Annotated in this window: 7 protein-coding genes; 4 read left to right on the forward strand and 3 right to left on the reverse strand. The window is 60.4% G+C overall.

The genetic code is table 11. The features are described 5' to 3' along the window. Positions 1-105: 105 nt before the first annotated feature. Genes QA635_RS09145 through QA635_RS09155 form a run of 3 tightly spaced genes read right to left on the reverse strand, consistent with a single transcriptional unit; the run spans position 106 to position 9271 of the window. Positions 106-3165, reverse strand: coding sequence for an NAD(P)-binding protein (locus QA635_RS09145; RefSeq protein ID WP_283068398.1), 3060 nt, complete (start codon positions 3163-3165; stop codon positions 106-108). Between the two features lie 11 nt (positions 3166-3176). Then, positions 3177-5387 (reverse strand): NAD(P)-binding protein, encoded by a 2211-nt coding sequence (locus QA635_RS09150; RefSeq protein ID WP_283068400.1) that lies wholly within the window; start codon positions 5385-5387, stop codon positions 3177-3179. Continuing rightward, on the reverse strand, positions 5384-9271 hold the full coding sequence (locus QA635_RS09155; protein WP_283068402.1) for an AAA family ATPase: 3888 nt from the start codon (positions 9269-9271) through the stop codon (positions 5384-5386). The genes QA635_RS09150 and QA635_RS09155 overlap by 4 nt, the downstream gene beginning before the upstream one ends. 1446 nt (positions 9272-10717) lie before the next feature. Between QA635_RS09155 and QA635_RS09160 the strand changes: the two genes are divergently transcribed. The 4 genes from QA635_RS09160 (at position 10718) to QA635_RS09175 (ending at position 16190) form a co-directional block, all read left to right on the forward strand. Then, positions 10718-11929: a transporter substrate-binding domain-containing protein gene (locus QA635_RS09160; protein WP_283068404.1), complete on the forward strand. Its 1212-nt coding sequence runs from the start codon at positions 10718-10720 to the stop codon at positions 11927-11929. Between the two features lie 786 nt (positions 11930-12715). Continuing rightward, positions 12716-13654 (forward strand): class I SAM-dependent methyltransferase, encoded by a 939-nt coding sequence (locus tag QA635_RS09165; RefSeq protein WP_283068406.1) that lies wholly within the window; start codon positions 12716-12718, stop codon positions 13652-13654. A gap of 123 nt (positions 13655-13777) precedes the next feature. After that, on the forward strand, positions 13778-14605 hold the full coding sequence (locus QA635_RS09170; protein WP_283068408.1) for an ATP-binding cassette domain-containing protein: 828 nt from the start codon (positions 13778-13780) through the stop codon (positions 14603-14605). A gap of 40 nt (positions 14606-14645) precedes the next feature. Next, on the forward strand, positions 14646-16190 hold the full coding sequence (locus QA635_RS09175; protein ID WP_283068410.1) for an ABC transporter permease/substrate-binding protein: 1545 nt from the start codon (positions 14646-14648) through the stop codon (positions 16188-16190). Positions 16191-16239 lie beyond the last annotated feature (49 nt).

Consider the following 16239-nt stretch of genomic DNA (forward strand, 5'->3'; position numbering starts at 1 on the left):
CTCGACTCTCGCCGTTTTGATGGCGGTCGTCATTCTAAGACCTTCGTACGAGTGCGGTGCCTTGGCGACCATTGAGCGAATTAGTGGCGCCAAGCTTCCCGGCCGTCAGCGTCGTACCAAGATACGGCCCAGCAATGCCGTGCTGTACTCGCCGGTGGCCCTCGCCAGATTTCTTGCGCTCGAACTCGGCTGCCCGGCCGGAAAGTTGAAGGGCAGGCTGAGCGTCCAAGGCGCGATGAACCGGAATCCCCAAGAGTCGTCCTTTTGCGGCGGCTTTGAGATCGGTGCGAGTTCGATCTCCTCTGCCTTATGGGCGAAAGGCGAGGATAGCGCGACCTTGCCTTTGATGGGTTGAACGACCGCACCGCCAAGACCGTATTTCAGCATCGAGTAGATGAAATTGCCATCCGGCTGGACGCCGACCAGAGGCTGATCCAGTTTGTCGCGGAGTTGCTTGATGACGAGATAGCTGTCGATGCCACCGGGCACGCCGTCGCGCTCGAACCAGGTTCTTATGGTGCCGGATGAGCTTCGCATGGAGAAGGAGTCATTATCATCCTGGATTCGTGCGACCTGTTTGTTGAAGCCGTAAAAATTCTGGCCGATCAACGTGGCTGCCAGCGAGCTCACGAACAATTGCGGCATGTAGCTGAACAGGACGTTCTGCAATGAAGGTGCGTTCTTATGGATAACGTCGGGAATCAGCTGGGCGATTTCGAGGTAGTGCGCGCCGCCGAAGGGTAGTGGTCCTGGACGCACGTTGCGTTGCCGGGCAAAGATCAGGACGACATGATGCGGTGGCTCGGGAATATTCGCCGGCGTCTTTTCCGTGTTGCCCTCTGCATAGGACGACGCGCCGTGGTGCGCTGTCTTGATCGTGCTGTGGGGCGCTGGAGGTTCGAGGAGTGTCAGCCCATCGGGTAGCATCTTCTCGAGTTCGCAGCGCGGCCGTTGTTGGACGACGCAAAACGCCTCGATTTCGCCGGTACCGGCGACGGCGTTAGTGGCAAGCTTGCGCAGCAGGTCCAATGCCGGCAACAAGGCGGTTGGCAGCGAAACGTCGTTGAAGTCGTTGGCGTTTGGCATGGCAATATCTACTCCTGCAATTGCGGCTGCCGCGGCGCGGCCCGCCATGACCGATGCTTCAATACAACCCGCATTAATACCGGTACGAACCCAGTCGCCGGCGAGAAAGAGATTGTCGACCCCCGACTTGCCGGCCTCCATGCGTTTGAACACGCTGCCGGGAACCGATAGCACATATCGGTCCGAGGGATTGATGTTCACCCTCGGATATTGCGCGAAGAACCGCCTTCGAGTCGGGGGAGAATAAGCACGATAGTCGAAGAATCGCTCCCACCGAATGGCACGGCCGGGGCCTTCAATTCCGGGCCATAGGAAGTGAAGGTTGCTCTCGACCCAGTGCAGCATCCTTCGCCTTTGCCGCGCGAGCATCCTGGCCGGATAACTGTGTTTGCAGAACGGGGGCGGCGGATTCAGGGGATCGTCGACCAGGGAGCCAACGAAATATGCCAACCCCTTGGGAGGCGGTTGAGGCCATTCTTCCAGTGGCAACATCAGGCTGAGGTCGGCCCAGGTATCGAGCGGCAATACGAATCCCGAAAGAGCCGTTCGATCCTGCTTGCAACCGAGCTCTCGCATGCCGACGTTTGTCCATGCCTGAAAGGCTACCGTCGCCGTCGTCTTGATGGCATCGACCATCTCTCGCCAGCCGGGCGTGTGGCAGATCAGGTCGCTGCATATCGTGCAAAATGCGCCGATGCCGATGCCGAGCACGACATCGTCGAAATCCCTCCCTCGCAGCAGCTTTCGGGGAGGGTCGACGCCGGGCCACTTCGTCCACGCCGATTCCAGGTCTATTCTTTGGTCCCGCAGAGCCTGTCCTTGGACCAGCTGAGTGTAGTCTGGATGGGAAGGCCAGCTCGGGATTGTGCCATCTGCGCCGATCCAGATCAGCGGATCGTAAGAATTGCCGGAGTGGGTGGTCGCCTGCACGGTGGTGTCGATGAACTCGATCGAAGCTTTGTCTTGAGACAGTCCGATGTGCTCGACCTTGGTAAAGAATTCGAACTTGACGTGGCGTTTCGTGAGCACCTGGTAGAGCGGAGCGAACAGCAGCTCGCCCATGGTCGCCTTGAGAAGGTAGAAGAACGACCCGCGATATGTGAAGAGCAGTTTCAACAGGATGCGGGTGCCGGTGCCTGCCGCCACATTCCTGCAGGGAATGACATTCCCGTATTTATCCGTGTGGCGGCTACCGAAGAACCCGAACACATAATCATAGCAGCCACGGATAATGGCGGAATCCAGCGTCGAATCCGAGCAACCGTTCAACCTCATCCAATCGGTCCACTCCTGATGGTCGATGCAGTCGAAGCCCTGCCACAGCACGCCGTCGCTCAACATGCCGATCGCGATCGTCAGAGCGACCTCCGCCACGATCTCGCGCGGGTCGCGAGACATCGCAGCTGACGCCGGCTTGTCGCAGAGCTGAGTCCGCGCATGCCTTAGTATCGTCTGTAGTTCGGCGGCGTCACTCGGGCTGACCGCCCTGGGATCCTGCGGCAGGATATCGATCTTCGCCCGCGCCGTTCTGAACGGACCGTCGGTTGTTCCGGCCGCCACGGCGGAGTGCTGGGTCCCCGCCGGCCATTGGTCGGTGAAACCAGCGATCGACTGGCTCTGCTGCACCGAGCATTCGAGCAGGGAGCGCAGAAAATCGACGAGCGAGACTGCGGGACGCGGTGTGCCCGGAATTCCTTCATGGGGTGGAATGTCGATAGTCCATGAAGTCCAACCGGAATTGAACGGCTCCATGAGCACGGATCGATCGAGGCCCTCGAAGGCGTTCTCGCGTGATCCGAACGGCGGGCTGAGATCGAGATCGTTCATCGCGGCATAAAGCCGGTCGACCAGTTCGAATGCGTTATCGTAGAAACCGGTCCAGACATGAAGTCCGTGTTCTTCGGCGCGATATCCTTTCTCCTTGTCGCGGCCGACCGCTCCCTTGCCGCCAAGCCGCCAGCCGATCGTGTAGACGGTGATGTCGAACAGCTGATGCTGGGGATCCTGTTCCGTCAGCTCGAACGCCGCGCTGAGCGCCGCGACACCGCCTCCCAGGATTGCAATCTTTCTGAGCGCCATGCGGCCGATCCTCATTCAGCGGGAGCGGGCGCGCAGCTGCGCATAACATCACAGAGAGACACATATTGTCGGGTAGCGTGAAGGAACCGCTCGCCGGGAATTTCGAGCTCTGCGCCGGTGATCGCGCGCGCCGCCTGCATTCCCGAGATCACGGCTGTTTCAACGCATTCGGTGTTGAAGCCGGTGTCGATCCAGGTTCCGGCGAGGTACAGGTGCTTGAAGCCGGACTCGTCGGTCTTCAGGCGCCAGGCGCTGGTGCCGGCCGCCGTCGCGACACAGCAGTCCCAGGGACTGATATTGGCTTTGACGTGCTGCGCCCTGATCCGGCGATAGTCGTCGCGATCCTGATCGTCGTAGAGCACGGTCCAGTCAAACGCACCATTCTTCATCACCTTCGGCCAGATGAACTTGGCCTTGTGTTCGAGCCAATCCAACGTCTTGAGATAGGCGAGCAGATTTGCCATCTCCTGGGCATGCCGGCTTGTCCGCGGCGCTGCGTACAATTTCGAAGGGAAGACGTCACAGAGGTAGTGAAGCGAGTAGGGAGGGTCGCGGCGCTCATACCGCAGGAGCTGGGACATGTCCGCCCAGATGTCGAGAGGATTGGGGCCTGACACCAGCGCGGGCTTTTGTCCGGACCAGCCGAGGTCGGCAAGCGAGCGCGTGCTCCAGAGCTGAACTGCGATGCTGGGCACCAGGCGAAGCTTTGCCGCCATATTCCAGAAGCCGGTGCTGTAGTTGTAAAGGTCGTCGAACGGCTCGTGCTTTGCTTCAATGCCAGATAGGCCCGGTCCGGCCGGTCGCTCGACACTTTTGTTGCCCGTGAACTTCTTGAAAGCGCCGAGCGGTATCGCCAGGACGACATCGTCGAAATCGTCGACTCGTGTCTTTACGTCAGTGTCGACCCGTTCGTTGCACCAGAACGATTCAAAATCAACGCAGCCGTTCGGGGGCACGTCGAGGTGAAGCCAGTCGGGTTGGCTGCTCCAGCCGGACAGTCCATCGCCAATCGGCACGGTCCATTCATAGCCGGACTTCGGTATCGCCTGCACGTCAAAGTGCAGTGAATCGACAGATCGCCCATCCGACGAGACCCTGATATCGGTCAGTTTGTGAAAGAACCGAAACTCGACGTCTCGCTGCTTGAGTATCTCGAACAGGGGAGCGACAATCACTTCGCCCGCACCGGCCTGCAGCTCCCACGCCACGGCTCCCTGATAGGTTCCGAGTGCTCGAAGCAGGACCTGGACCGCGGTTCCTGCGCCGTAGCTCGCGTTGGCGATGTCTCCGTCCGGATACTGAAACATCGTGTCGTAGAGCGCTCTCACCATTGGCGACTGCTTGACCAGTAAGGGCTCGGCGCCATGACGAACCAACCAGCGGCGAAAGTCCTCGCCGTCCATCTGCTGGATGGATCGTTGCTCAATCACGATGTCGTCGAAAATGCCGTCCACCAGCGGCCACGCTAGTCGCAAGGCCTGGTCGAACAAGTGACCGGCTGCGGTATTCGCAAAGGTCATATGACAGCTGGCGCCAGCAGCGCCCTGAAGCACCCGGCGGACTAATTCCATGTCCGCGGGGCCAAACGAGATCATGTCTTCGTCGAGATGCAACAGCCATGCCGAGGCAATCTCCAGACAGGTCCTTGCCGTCACCACACCGAGCAGTCTTGAGGGGGGAAACCGCGGGTCGTCGCGCATTTTTATCGTTTCGATCGAAACTTCGTCGAGCTTTACGATCGGCGAGTCTGACCCGAGCGCATAGTCGTGGAAGTCGATCAACAGCCGTATCGCGTGCGACAGACAATTGGCGATGCTGAGGTCAGCCGGTTCTCTGCCGGGTATACCGACTTTCTTCGATGTCGGGAAGTTGACGTCATACACGGTCGGCTTGGCCCCATCGGGATCGCCGATCGGCGTGTAACCCTGTGGGAGAATCAAGGTGTTCAAATCGACTTTCGCTCCCTTCCGCGACAAGTCTCGGTAAACCTCGGCCAACATCTGGAAAGCGTTCAGGTAGTGGCCGAACCAGATATGCAGGCCATGCTCGATGTTGCGGCCCTGCGCATCGCGCCCGCTGGCGCACTTGCCTCCGAGCCGCCATCCCAGCTGATAGACCGTGACGTGATATTGCTTGCGCAATTCCGATGTAAGGCTGAGCTGATAGGCGGCGGAAAGTCCCGCCATTCCGCCGCCTACGATGATGATGCGGCGCTGGCTCAAGCCTGTCTCCATTGCGACGACGGCGATGGATGGATACGTTTCAGTTCGGCGAGCTCCTTGGCGGCGCCGAGGCGTTCAAAGATGTCGGCAGCCTGCCGCAGGCGAGACTCACGCTCAGGATCGCTCGCGCTGGTCGCAAGGCCGGTTCGATAGATCGCCTGCGCCTGCTCGCGGGGGGTTTGCAGCAGCTCGGCCACTTCGGCGGCGCGCTTCCAATTCTCGAGCGCCCGCGCCGATTGACCGGTCAGGAAGCACAATCGGCCGTTCATTAACAGACTGTAGAGACGGCAGATCGGCGATGTTCGAGCGAGCCGGGAAAGCTCCCGGCACGCCAGCTTCGCCTGGCTTTGAATGTTCGAAGAGACCGCGCCGGAAGCTTGCTCCCAATGGCTCAGTAAGACATCGGCGATTCCTGCCGGCCCGAAGGCATATCCGCCCCACACAACGCCGCATTCGCGCAAGATCGGAAGTCCCCGTTCCGCAAGCTCCAGGGCGACCGCGGCCTCGCCGCGCTCGAGGTAGCCGGCCGCGGCCACGCCGGTGCAAAGCAATTGTTCGGTGCGGATCAACCGCTGGCCCGCCAGCGCTTTCAGTTTGTCGAGGCATCCGGTATCGGCCCCGCCCCGGGTGATGTCGATCAATGCTCGTAAGGAAAGACTCCAAGCGCGGATCTGCGGCGGGGAATCGTCGGAGAGTTCCGCGAACAGCCTGGCAAGCCGCTCATCGGCGAGCGAAATATATCCCCGCAACAGCGCGATGAAGATCAACATCGTCTCGCTGTTCTGCGCACGCTTTCGGTCACCCAGGCGCTCGTAACAACGTCTTGCATGTTCGCCATGCGCCTCGGCATTGTCCCATTCGGCGAGGCCATAAGAGAGAACGCCGAGCACGAGTCGGACCCGCGCGATCTCGGGCAGCGAGCCGTAATCTTCCGCAAGTTGGATCGCGCGCGCTGCGTAACTGCGGCCGATCCCCACCATGCCGGACATCCCCATTCCGAGCGCCAGCGCGCTGTATCCTCGAATCGTCTCCGGGGTCGCGCCGCATTTCTCGGCCAGGTTCAACGAGGCCAGGGTTCCGTTGAGCACGGCCAGCGAGTCATTCTGGTAGAAATACTGCTCCGACAGAAATTCGTGCATATGAGCGACGCGCTGCATGTCGGACCTGTCCTGCTCAGCCAGGACCACTTGTTTCGACGAAGTAAACCGTAACCTCAACTGGGTTGCGGCGTTGCGAACAAGCGCGCCGATTCGTTCGGTCTTGCTCGCCGGGAGACGATGACCAAGCAACTCCATTGCGCGGTGGTAGTGGTTGGCGGAGCTCTCGTAGTCCGACAATTCGTGACAAGCGTCACCGAGGATGACCTCCCAAGCCGCCTTGCGGCTGCGTCCGATCTGGATTGCTTCGCGCTGCGTGAGATCGAATAGCTTTTCCACGTAACGGATCGCTTCGCGATTTGCCGAGTTGTTGCGCGACTGTTGCGCCGCAAGCTCGAGGTAAGTGATCGCCCGCAACGGCTCGCCGCCAAGCTCGAGATGCCTTGCCAGGCGCGCATAATTCGGTTGGAGCTCCTCGGCGTGATGCTGCTCGATGAAGCTGGCAATCCGCCGATGGAGGGTTTTTCGCTGCGCAAAAGACAAGACATGATAGGCAACCTCCATCGTTATGGAGTGCCTAAACACAAAGGAAAGTGGCCGCGTCTCGCGATCGAGTTGCAGGAAGTCGAAGTCGATCAATCGGCGGATGCATTCCGCCTTGGTGGCAGCGGACAACTCCGGGACGATTTGATCCAGCAACTCGGAGGAGAAGGCGTCGCCGACTGCGCTGGCGGCCTTGAGCACCAGCTGGTCGTCGAGCGATAGCAGGTCGATCCGGCTGACGATTGCGCGTTCAACGCTGGTCGAGAGCGAGATACTGGAATCGGCGAGGCTCTGTTCATCGAACGAACATATCCCCCGCGTAACCTGAATCTTTCCGGTGTCCCTGAGCGCGAGCGCGAGCTCCTCGCTGAAGAACGGATTTCCACTGGCATGACCGTAGACATATCGCACCAGTTCCGGCGGAACCTCGGACGATCTCAGGCGCCGCTTCACCAGCAGCCGCACGTCGTCGCGCGACAGCCGGTCGAGCCGCAACTGCAGCGATGAGGCGAGTTCGACGACAAGACGCTGCTCTGCGATCGCTGTCGTCTGGGTCCGCTGAGTAACCACGATCAGGAAGTCCGAAAGCCGGCGCGCGACGGCGCCAAGCAGTTCGATCGAGGGGCCGTCGAACCAGTGGACGTCCTCCATCAGGAGGATGCGAACGCTCGATCGTCGCAGGATGAAGATCACGAGTTCTTCGATCGCGCTCGCGCGAGCCGAGCCGACGATCTGTTCGGTGAAGGCGAATTCGGAAAATCCCAGTGGAATGACTTCTTCGAGCAGCGGAAGCCAATTCAGCAGCGACTCGTTTTCGAGCAGCGCTTCCGACAATTCGCGTCGAACCCGCGGTCCGTCGCCCGGTCCTTCAAACTGCAAGATCTGCCGCAATACGGCGCGCCACACGAAGTAGGGCGTCGATCTTTCGATCGCCGTGGCATTTGCAACCAGGACGGCGTGATTGTCGGCCTGCGCCGATCCGATGAAGTCTTCGAGTAGGCGCGATTTTCCGATGCCGGCTTCGCCTGCAATGAGGACGAGCTTACCGGTTCCCGTCTTCAGACCGTCGAGACAGCTCCTGAGCATCGCGGTTTCGCTGACGCGGTCGATGATGGTGCGCCGGGGTGGAGCATGGAAATCGTCGGTCACTGCCGCCGGACTGAACGCCAACATCGATGCGCCCGTCCCCTTGACCTGGAGATGTGGCAGCAGATTGAACACGATCCTGCGCCCGACGGCCTGGGCCGTCGTGGCGTCGCAGACGATGTCGCCCTGTGCGGCCTCGGCGAAGTGCGCGGCCACATTGATCGCCTGCCCAAAAATCCCGAACGTCCTTTGATGGAGGCCGCCATAATTGCTGCAGAACAGGCGGCCGGTCGCCAGGCCGACAGAAATCGGAATGGCCTTCGCTTCCAGCTGGCGACGGAGGCGCAGACACGCCTCGACTGCCCTGAAGGGATCGTCTTCGTGGGCAAGCGGAGCCAATCCGAAGACGAGCGTAAGAGTCAGGCCCTTGTCGTCCATCAGGACCTGATGAACGGTTCCCTCGAGCCGTTCGGCGATTTGCTGGACGTCAACGACGAAGGCCTGCAGTCTCGTCAAGAAATCATCATCGAAATTGAAATCGGGGAGGCCGACCCGCGCCACTGTGAGCGTGCGAAACTCGCCGACCCAGTCGCTGGCATCGGCCTTGCCCGTGTGGCTTCCGAAGATAGTGCCGTCTATCGGTGCGACGGCATCAGGTGAGTTCATTCCAAGGAGCCGTGCCCCATAGGGCATGGGCTCGAGTTCGCACGAGCCCGTCAACAGCCGCGCGGCGTTTGCACACAACGCGATGTCGCCGATCGCAGCTTTCTGATAAGCGAGGCCGATGCGGTAAAAGGGTTCTCCGGCTGCAACATAGTGCCATTTGTCCTGCCAGCCGCCGAGCCTGCAGAAGAACACTTCGCCGGTTTCCACCGCCGTGCGCGCACTGATCGCTTCTCGGCCCGGCCCGGCGGTCATGGCCTGTCGCAGCGCAAGGCCGCAGCGCACGGCCTGCGCGGTAGCGACGGCAGCGTCCGGATCGACCCAAATCGCGAGAATGGCGTCACCGGCGAAAGCGACGATGTCGCCTCCCTCTGAATCAATCACGTCGGCCAGTATCGCAAAGCAATCGTTGATGAAGTAGGTAAGGCTTTCAGCGCCGTCGCCGGCAGCGCGGTCGGTCTTCGCTGTGAAGCCGGCAATGTCGATAAGCAGCACTGCCGCGGTCCGGGCGTCCGCGCGAGGGTTGTTTGACCACTCCTGAGACCGGAGGCGTGCATTCACCCATTTTGGCGTGTGGGCGGCTTGCTCCCTCGCGACAGCTCCGGCAGGCATTGCACGACCTCGGCTCAATGGAGCCGGAATGGAACCCTGTCTTGGAGAGAAAATCAACAAACCTGCGGTTCTCGGACCGCCGGAGACCGTCAGCGGTCTTGTCCAATGTCTAAAATGCCTTTTATCACCTCGGCGGCATGCGGGCTGTGGGGTGGCTCACAATGATCGTCAAACTTCGGGTCCGTTCGTGATCCGGAAAAAACGCGACCACATGCGATGACCTTGTCACTCACACGCATGTCGACGTGCACATGACGGGCTGGCCGAGCCGTGCGCATGACGCGGCGCGAACGCGCGCCAAAGGACGGTGACTGGCTCTCTTGGCTTTCGACGCTTTGCTTTCGTTCCAGTCTTCATGAGGCTGCGCCTTCTGAACAAGCTCGACTTCCAAATTGAGGCTCTCAACCTATTGAAAACACTGGGCCGGGAAATGACGGGGCGATCCCGGCAGGAGGGATATCCCAAGCAAATTCAATGGCATGGACTTGATAACCCCGCCAATGCCGCCATTGCCTAGCGAGCGTTGCGGTGGCTACCGTGTTCGTCGCTGAAAGGGATATCAGCGCGAACAAAACGGACTAGCCGTTCTGCCCGTCGCGGGGTGCTGCCCGACTGCACGGATTGGATGGTTTTCAGTGCTGTGGTTGACCAGGATCGGCTTACTGGTCGGGACTGCTAGCCCGTCTCCGTGGGCCGTTCGACGTCTCGATACTTGCCGAAATTTGCGGAAATCGCCCTTGCGACGGCCGACCCGGGAAGGTCACCGACGCTCCCCGACCTCTCCCGACTGGTGGGTCGCAGGTGATACATTCTCGAACCGGTGCGCTTGCCAGCCTATGCTCAAGCCGAGCTGTCCTGCCGCCATCACCGCAGCCCGGGCCAAGATCCCTCCGTAGGTGGGGTAGGCTCAACCGCGACGTTCAGCCGCTTCGTGTCTGCGACCCAACCCACTGCCAAAACCGCAAGCGAGGCTTCAGCATCCAACCGGGCTCCATTCTTCGTAAAGACCATGCGCACGCCATCAGGTGTCTTCGCGAACGCCTCGATGGTGCCGAAACTCTCGTATCCTGAGCGTTATGGTGTCATTTGTCGCTGCCTCGCAGCTCATGCCGATGCTTACGATTTTGTTGAATCGAGAGAAGCGATGCCGTCACTCGCAACGTCGGCAATCGAGCGTCTGCGTTGTGGAATTCAACCTGAGGTTAGTTGGCCCTCCGGACATGGCCGAAGACTCCTTCGCCATTGTTTTGACGGACAGGCGTGTGACGAATGCTGCCAAGAGAGTAGCGAAGCTCCGGCCGGCAATCCCGGTATGCATCGAGGTGAGCAATGAGTTCATTCGAGGCTTTCCCGACAGCTCTGCACGACCGCCACTTGAGAGGGGTGTCGTGTGAGATGGCTGCCCACAGCGCCAGGCGGGGAGATCCAATCTCGCAACGCAAGCGGACGTCGATTCGACCGGTCTGGTTATGCATCCTGGCGCTGGCGGTGGCCGCGTTCGGCTGCGGCGCCCTTCACGCCCAAGCGGCCGCGGCGCCCGACAAGGAATTAGTCGTGGCGACCAAGCAGGCCCCTCCATTTGCCATCAAGCAGCCGGATGGGAGTTGGAGCGGTATGAGCATCGCGCTCTGGAAAAGGATCGCCGATCAGGCACACCTACGTTTTCGCCTGGTCGAAACCCAGAGCGTGCCGGATTTGCTGGACGGCGTCGCAAACGGCAGATTCGATGTTGGCGTCGCGGCGGTCACAGTGACCGCCGAGCGTGCGCGCAAAGTCGATTTTACGCAGCCGTTCTACAACACCGGGCTCGGCGTTGCGGTACCGGTCAACGAAAACCCCTGGGTCGCGATCGGACGGGCGCTTCTCTCTTTCGGATTCTTCCAGGCCGTCGCGGTGCTGCTTGGTTTCGCAATGGCGGTCGGATTTCTGATCTGGATGCTGGAACGGCGCAAAACGGAGCACTTCGGTGGCGGCGCCAAGGGACTCGGCTCCAGCTTCTGGTGGTCGACCATCGCCATGACGCAAGCCGGGGCCGCTCAGAATGCGCCGACAACGCTCCCCGGCAGGATCGTCGCAATGGGATGGATGATCGCTTCCGTGATCGCGATTGCGGTGTTCACCGCCGGTATCACCTCCACCCTGACGCGCAGAGGGCTCGAGGGCGCCGTTCACGGCTTCAACGACCTGCGTTCCGTGCGCGTCGGCGCGGTCGCGAACTCCGCGACGACCGACTACCTCGCCCGTCAGCGGCTTTCGTTTCGAACGTTTCCGGACATCCAGGGCGGCCTCTCCGCGCTGGGGCGTGGGACAATCGATGCCTTTGTTCATGACAAGCCGTTGCTGACCTGGATGGTTCGCAGCGACTTCTCGGCCTCGGCTCGCGTCGTCGATACCAGCTTCAGCAGCGAGAGCTATGCGATCGTACTGCCCAAAGACAGCGCCTTGCGGCCGATGCTCGATCTCGCCGTACTCGATCAAATCGAAGGTGATTGGTGGCAGCAGACGGTGTTCGAGACGCTTGGAAACGCTCAATCTCGCTGACGATACCTGCGAGGAGCCCGGTCCGTTCAGCGCTGCCAGAGTCTCATCGTTGGAGCGGAACCGACAAAGTTCCGAACATCGGCCTCGCGAGCGATGCAAACCGTCAATAGCCCTGTGCGTATGCGCGAGTTGCTGTTCCACCAAATCAGCTTCAAGCTTGCTTCATCCTCGGCGTGGCAGCTTGGCGCATTTTCTAACATGGCCCCCAAACCACGTGCGTGAGTTGCCGTTGCCGAGGAACTGCTCCAGCGCGCCTTGTCCGTAGGCCGAGTTCGATCCATCGGCCAACTACGCGGGCCAATCATTCCCATCTGAGCGGCCTTCCTATTGGCGCGGTCTCAACCTGTTGTCGGCAACCGTGCTGACGCGAGTGCATTCCATGTTTCTGCGAAATGTTCTCCGGTGCCGCGACTGGCGCCACCGGGCACGCAACGTGAACGTGATTTCCCAACCCTCGTGTCCGTGCCTGACAAGCATTGTCGACTATCGCGGCCGGCTGCCCGCACGCTTTCATTCGTACAGCACCAGAGTTGATTCTCTTCTCTGCCAGAGCGACTGGCATTTTCGACATCATCCTGACCGCAGATCAAGCCGCCCCAACCGGCGATGGTCTCGAAAAGGAGGCGGCGTTATACGCGCGTGCGCATCAGTGCTCAGCGCAGTTCCACGAAGCGAGGTTGAAAAAAGCGCAATAGGTTTGTGCGTCGGTCAATCTCTGCAATAAGGCATCAAGCACTTGAACGCAGCAGCCGTCGAGTGGCTTGTAAGTTGAAATAGGAGACCGGGTTGCAAACACATTTTTCGCGCATCAATCAGTCCAAGGCCGTCTTCGATGATATTTATGCCCTGGATGATCCCAGGGCGTATTTCTCTGTCCTGGGAGATTTGGATTACATGATCCCGGACGTGGCCGAGCCGGTTGTGCGCCAAATTCTGGCAGCGAAGGTTTCGGAAACCGGCGTCAAGCCGACCGTGCTTGATGTTGGCTGTTCATACGGAATCAACGCAGCGGTGCATCGGTTTCCACTGACTTTCGGGGGCTTGCGCCATCGCTACGCCCGGCGCGAGATGAGGGCGATCGGTTCTGAGACATTGGTGCGTCTCGATCGCAATTTTTATGCGGCTTGGCCGGATGTCGGTCTCGCGCGATTTATCGGTCTCGATGTGTCGGCGCCGGCGATTAGGTATGCAACGGGTGTTGGTCTGCTTGAGCAGGGCATTGTCGCAGATCTTGAAACGGAGGCGCTCTCGACCGACAGCGCGCATCTTGTCCGATCCGCGGATGTCATCATGTCGACGGGGTGCATCGGCTACGTCACCGAGAAGACGTTCAGCAAGATTCTCGATGCGACGGAGAGGCGTCCATGGATCATTTCGTTCGTGCTACGAATGTTCCCGTTCGATTCTCTAGCCGCGACGTTCGCGAAGCGTGGCCTTGTGACGGAGCGTCTTGCCGGCGCGACTTTCATCCAGCGTCGTTTTCGCGATGCTGAAGAGTTTGAAAGTTGCTTGGCCAGCCTGGCGGCTCTTGGCATCGATGCCACCGGTCTTGAGTCGGAAGGGCTGTTTCACGCCGATCTGATGTTGTCCCGCCCTGAGGCGGATGTGCGCGCCGCTCCCCTGGAAGACATTGTCACTGTTGCCAGCGGCAGGGGGCGTCCGATCGGACCCCGTTATGTCCATGTTGAGGGCGACGACGGCTTGCAGGTCGCGTTGGAGCCGTGACGGGCTCGCCTTCCGAAGGTGGCGTCGGTGTGACCCAGGGACCTGTGCATCCAAGTGGATCATGCCCTGACTCCTGCTTGGTCATTTTCTGCCAGTTCTGCAGTCTACAGGGAGGCCCTGTTCATGACAGCTTCGCCGATTTCGAATCCGTCCAATTCCGTGCCGTATATCGAGATCGATGCTGTATCAAAATCCTACGATGGGGGGCGGAGCGTTGCTGTTTCCAACGTATCGCTCGACGTACAGCAGGGTTCGCTGGTCGCGCTCGTGGGCGGCTCGGGATCCGGCAAGACCACGCTGCTGAAGACCATCAATCGGCTCGTCGATCCTGACGTTGGAGAAGTCAGGATCGACGGAGTGCCTGTCAGCGAAGCCGAACCGCCGATGCTGCGGCGGAGCATCGGCTATGTCTTTCAGGGGATCGGCTTGTTTCCGCACATGCGCGTTGCCGACAACATTGCCGTGACACTCAAATTGCGTGGCTGGCAGGCGAGCGAGATCAAAGCGCGGGTGGCCGAGATGCTGGATATGGTGGACTTGCCGCAGGATTACGCCAGCCGCTTTCCGCACATGCTGTCCGGAGGTCAGCGCCAACGGGTTGGCGTCGCGCGTGCAATCGCCGCCCGACCGCGCATTGTTCTGATGGACGAGCCGCTGGGTGCGCTCGATCCTGTCACCCGCGACAGCCTGGGTTCTTCCTACCGCGAGCTGCACGACCGGTTCGGCATGACGACCCTGATGGTGACCCATGACATCCAGGAAGCTGCGCTGATGGCTGATCGAATCGTCGTCATGAAGAACGGCCGCGTACTCGCGGACGATACGCCGCACACGTTGATGATGGGCTCTGGTTCTGACGATCCGGACGTGACCGCCTTGATGGAAGTCCCGCGACGTCAAGCGGAACGCATCGCCGCGCTTGCGACCAAGAACGGACCTGCTCGTGCCTGATGCCGGCGCAGAGCTGCTTTCCAGTGCCCGATTAGACGCGTTGTTCGACGCCTGGCGCCTGCTTCCCACCTATCTCACACCACATATTGTACTTTGCGCCACGGCGCTGGCGCTTGGACTGCTCGTCAGCCTGCCGCTGGCTGCCCTCGCAGCGGAACGACCATGGCTACGCAGGCTGGTGCTTGCCATCGCCAGCTTGATCCAGACCATACCGGGACTTGCGTTGCTCGCACTGTTCTATCCATTGCTCCTTGCGCTCTCGACATTGACGGCACGGCTCTTCGGCTTCGGCATCCCCGCACTGGGATTCCTGCCGACGCTGATCGCATTGACGCTCTATGCGATGCTTCCGATCTTGCGCAACAGTGTGGTCGGTTTGAATGGCGTTAGTCCAGCTGTCGTCGAAGCGGCAGAAGGCGTTGGTATGACGCCTCAGCAGATTCTGACGCGCGTCAAGGCGCCGCTCGCCACGCCCGTCATCATGGCCGGGGTGCGGACTGCAGCCGTATGGACGATTGGAGCAGCCACGCTTTCCACGCCCGTCGGCCAAACCAGCCTTGGCAATTACATTTTTACGGGGTTGCAAACCGAGAACTGGGTTTCCGTGCTGTTCGGCTGCATCGCCGCGGCCGGGCTTGCTCTGATCACCGACTTCTGTCTCGGTCTCGTGGAGACGGGGGCGTCTGAACGTAGCAGGAAACGTGTGGCGTTCGGTATAGCCGGGCTTGCTCTCGGCACGCTCGCCGGTTTCGCGCCGCTGCTCTCGAACGAAACAGCAACCTATGTCATCGGCGCGAAGAGCTTCTCCGAACAGTTCATTCTGGCGGATCTGATGGGTGACCGGCTGAAGGCTGAAGGAGCCGGCGTAACGCGCAAGGATGGGCTCGGTTCGGCTATCGCCTTTCGCGCGCTGGCTCACAATGACATTGATGCTTACGTCGATTACTCCGGCACGCTCTGGCGCAACGTTATCGGTCGCACCGATATGCCACGGCGCGAGGAGATGCAGGCGGAGATCGTCCGCTGGATGAAAGCGGAGCAGGGTGTCACGGTACTCGGCGCGCTTGGTTTCGAAAATGCCTACGTTCTCGCGATGAAACGGGAGAGAGCGCAGAAGTTAAACGTCACCTCGATTGCCGATCTTGCTCGTGTTGCACCTCAACTCACCATCGGCGATGACCTTGAGTTTTTGGGCCGACCGGAATGGCGCTCGCTTAAGGATGCCTATGGTCTGTCGTTCAGAACGCGACGCTCGTACAATCCAACGATCATGTACCATGCTCTCGAGGCCGGTGAGGCCGATGTCATCTCCGCGTTCTCCAGCGACGGGCGTATCGCCGCGCTTGATCTGCTCGTACTGGCTGACCCGAAGCATGCGATACCTTCCTATGATGCGCTGATCCTCATCTCGCCAAAGCGTGCCGCCGATGCGCGGCTGAAGCGAGCACTTGTTCCGCTTGTCGGCTCGGTGCCCGTTGAAGCGATGCGCGCCGCTAACCTCATGGTCGACGGTGATACGGACAAGGCTTCTCCGGCAGAGGCGGCGCGAGCCCTGGCAAAGGCCGTGCATTTGCAGCCGCGATAAATACGCGAACACGATCAGGGGCGTTCTCGTTCGAGGTTCGACCATCGCC

The organism is Bradyrhizobium brasilense (genome assembly GCF_029714345.1).
Lineage (GTDB): Bacteria > Pseudomonadota > Alphaproteobacteria > Rhizobiales > Xanthobacteraceae > Bradyrhizobium > Bradyrhizobium australafricanum.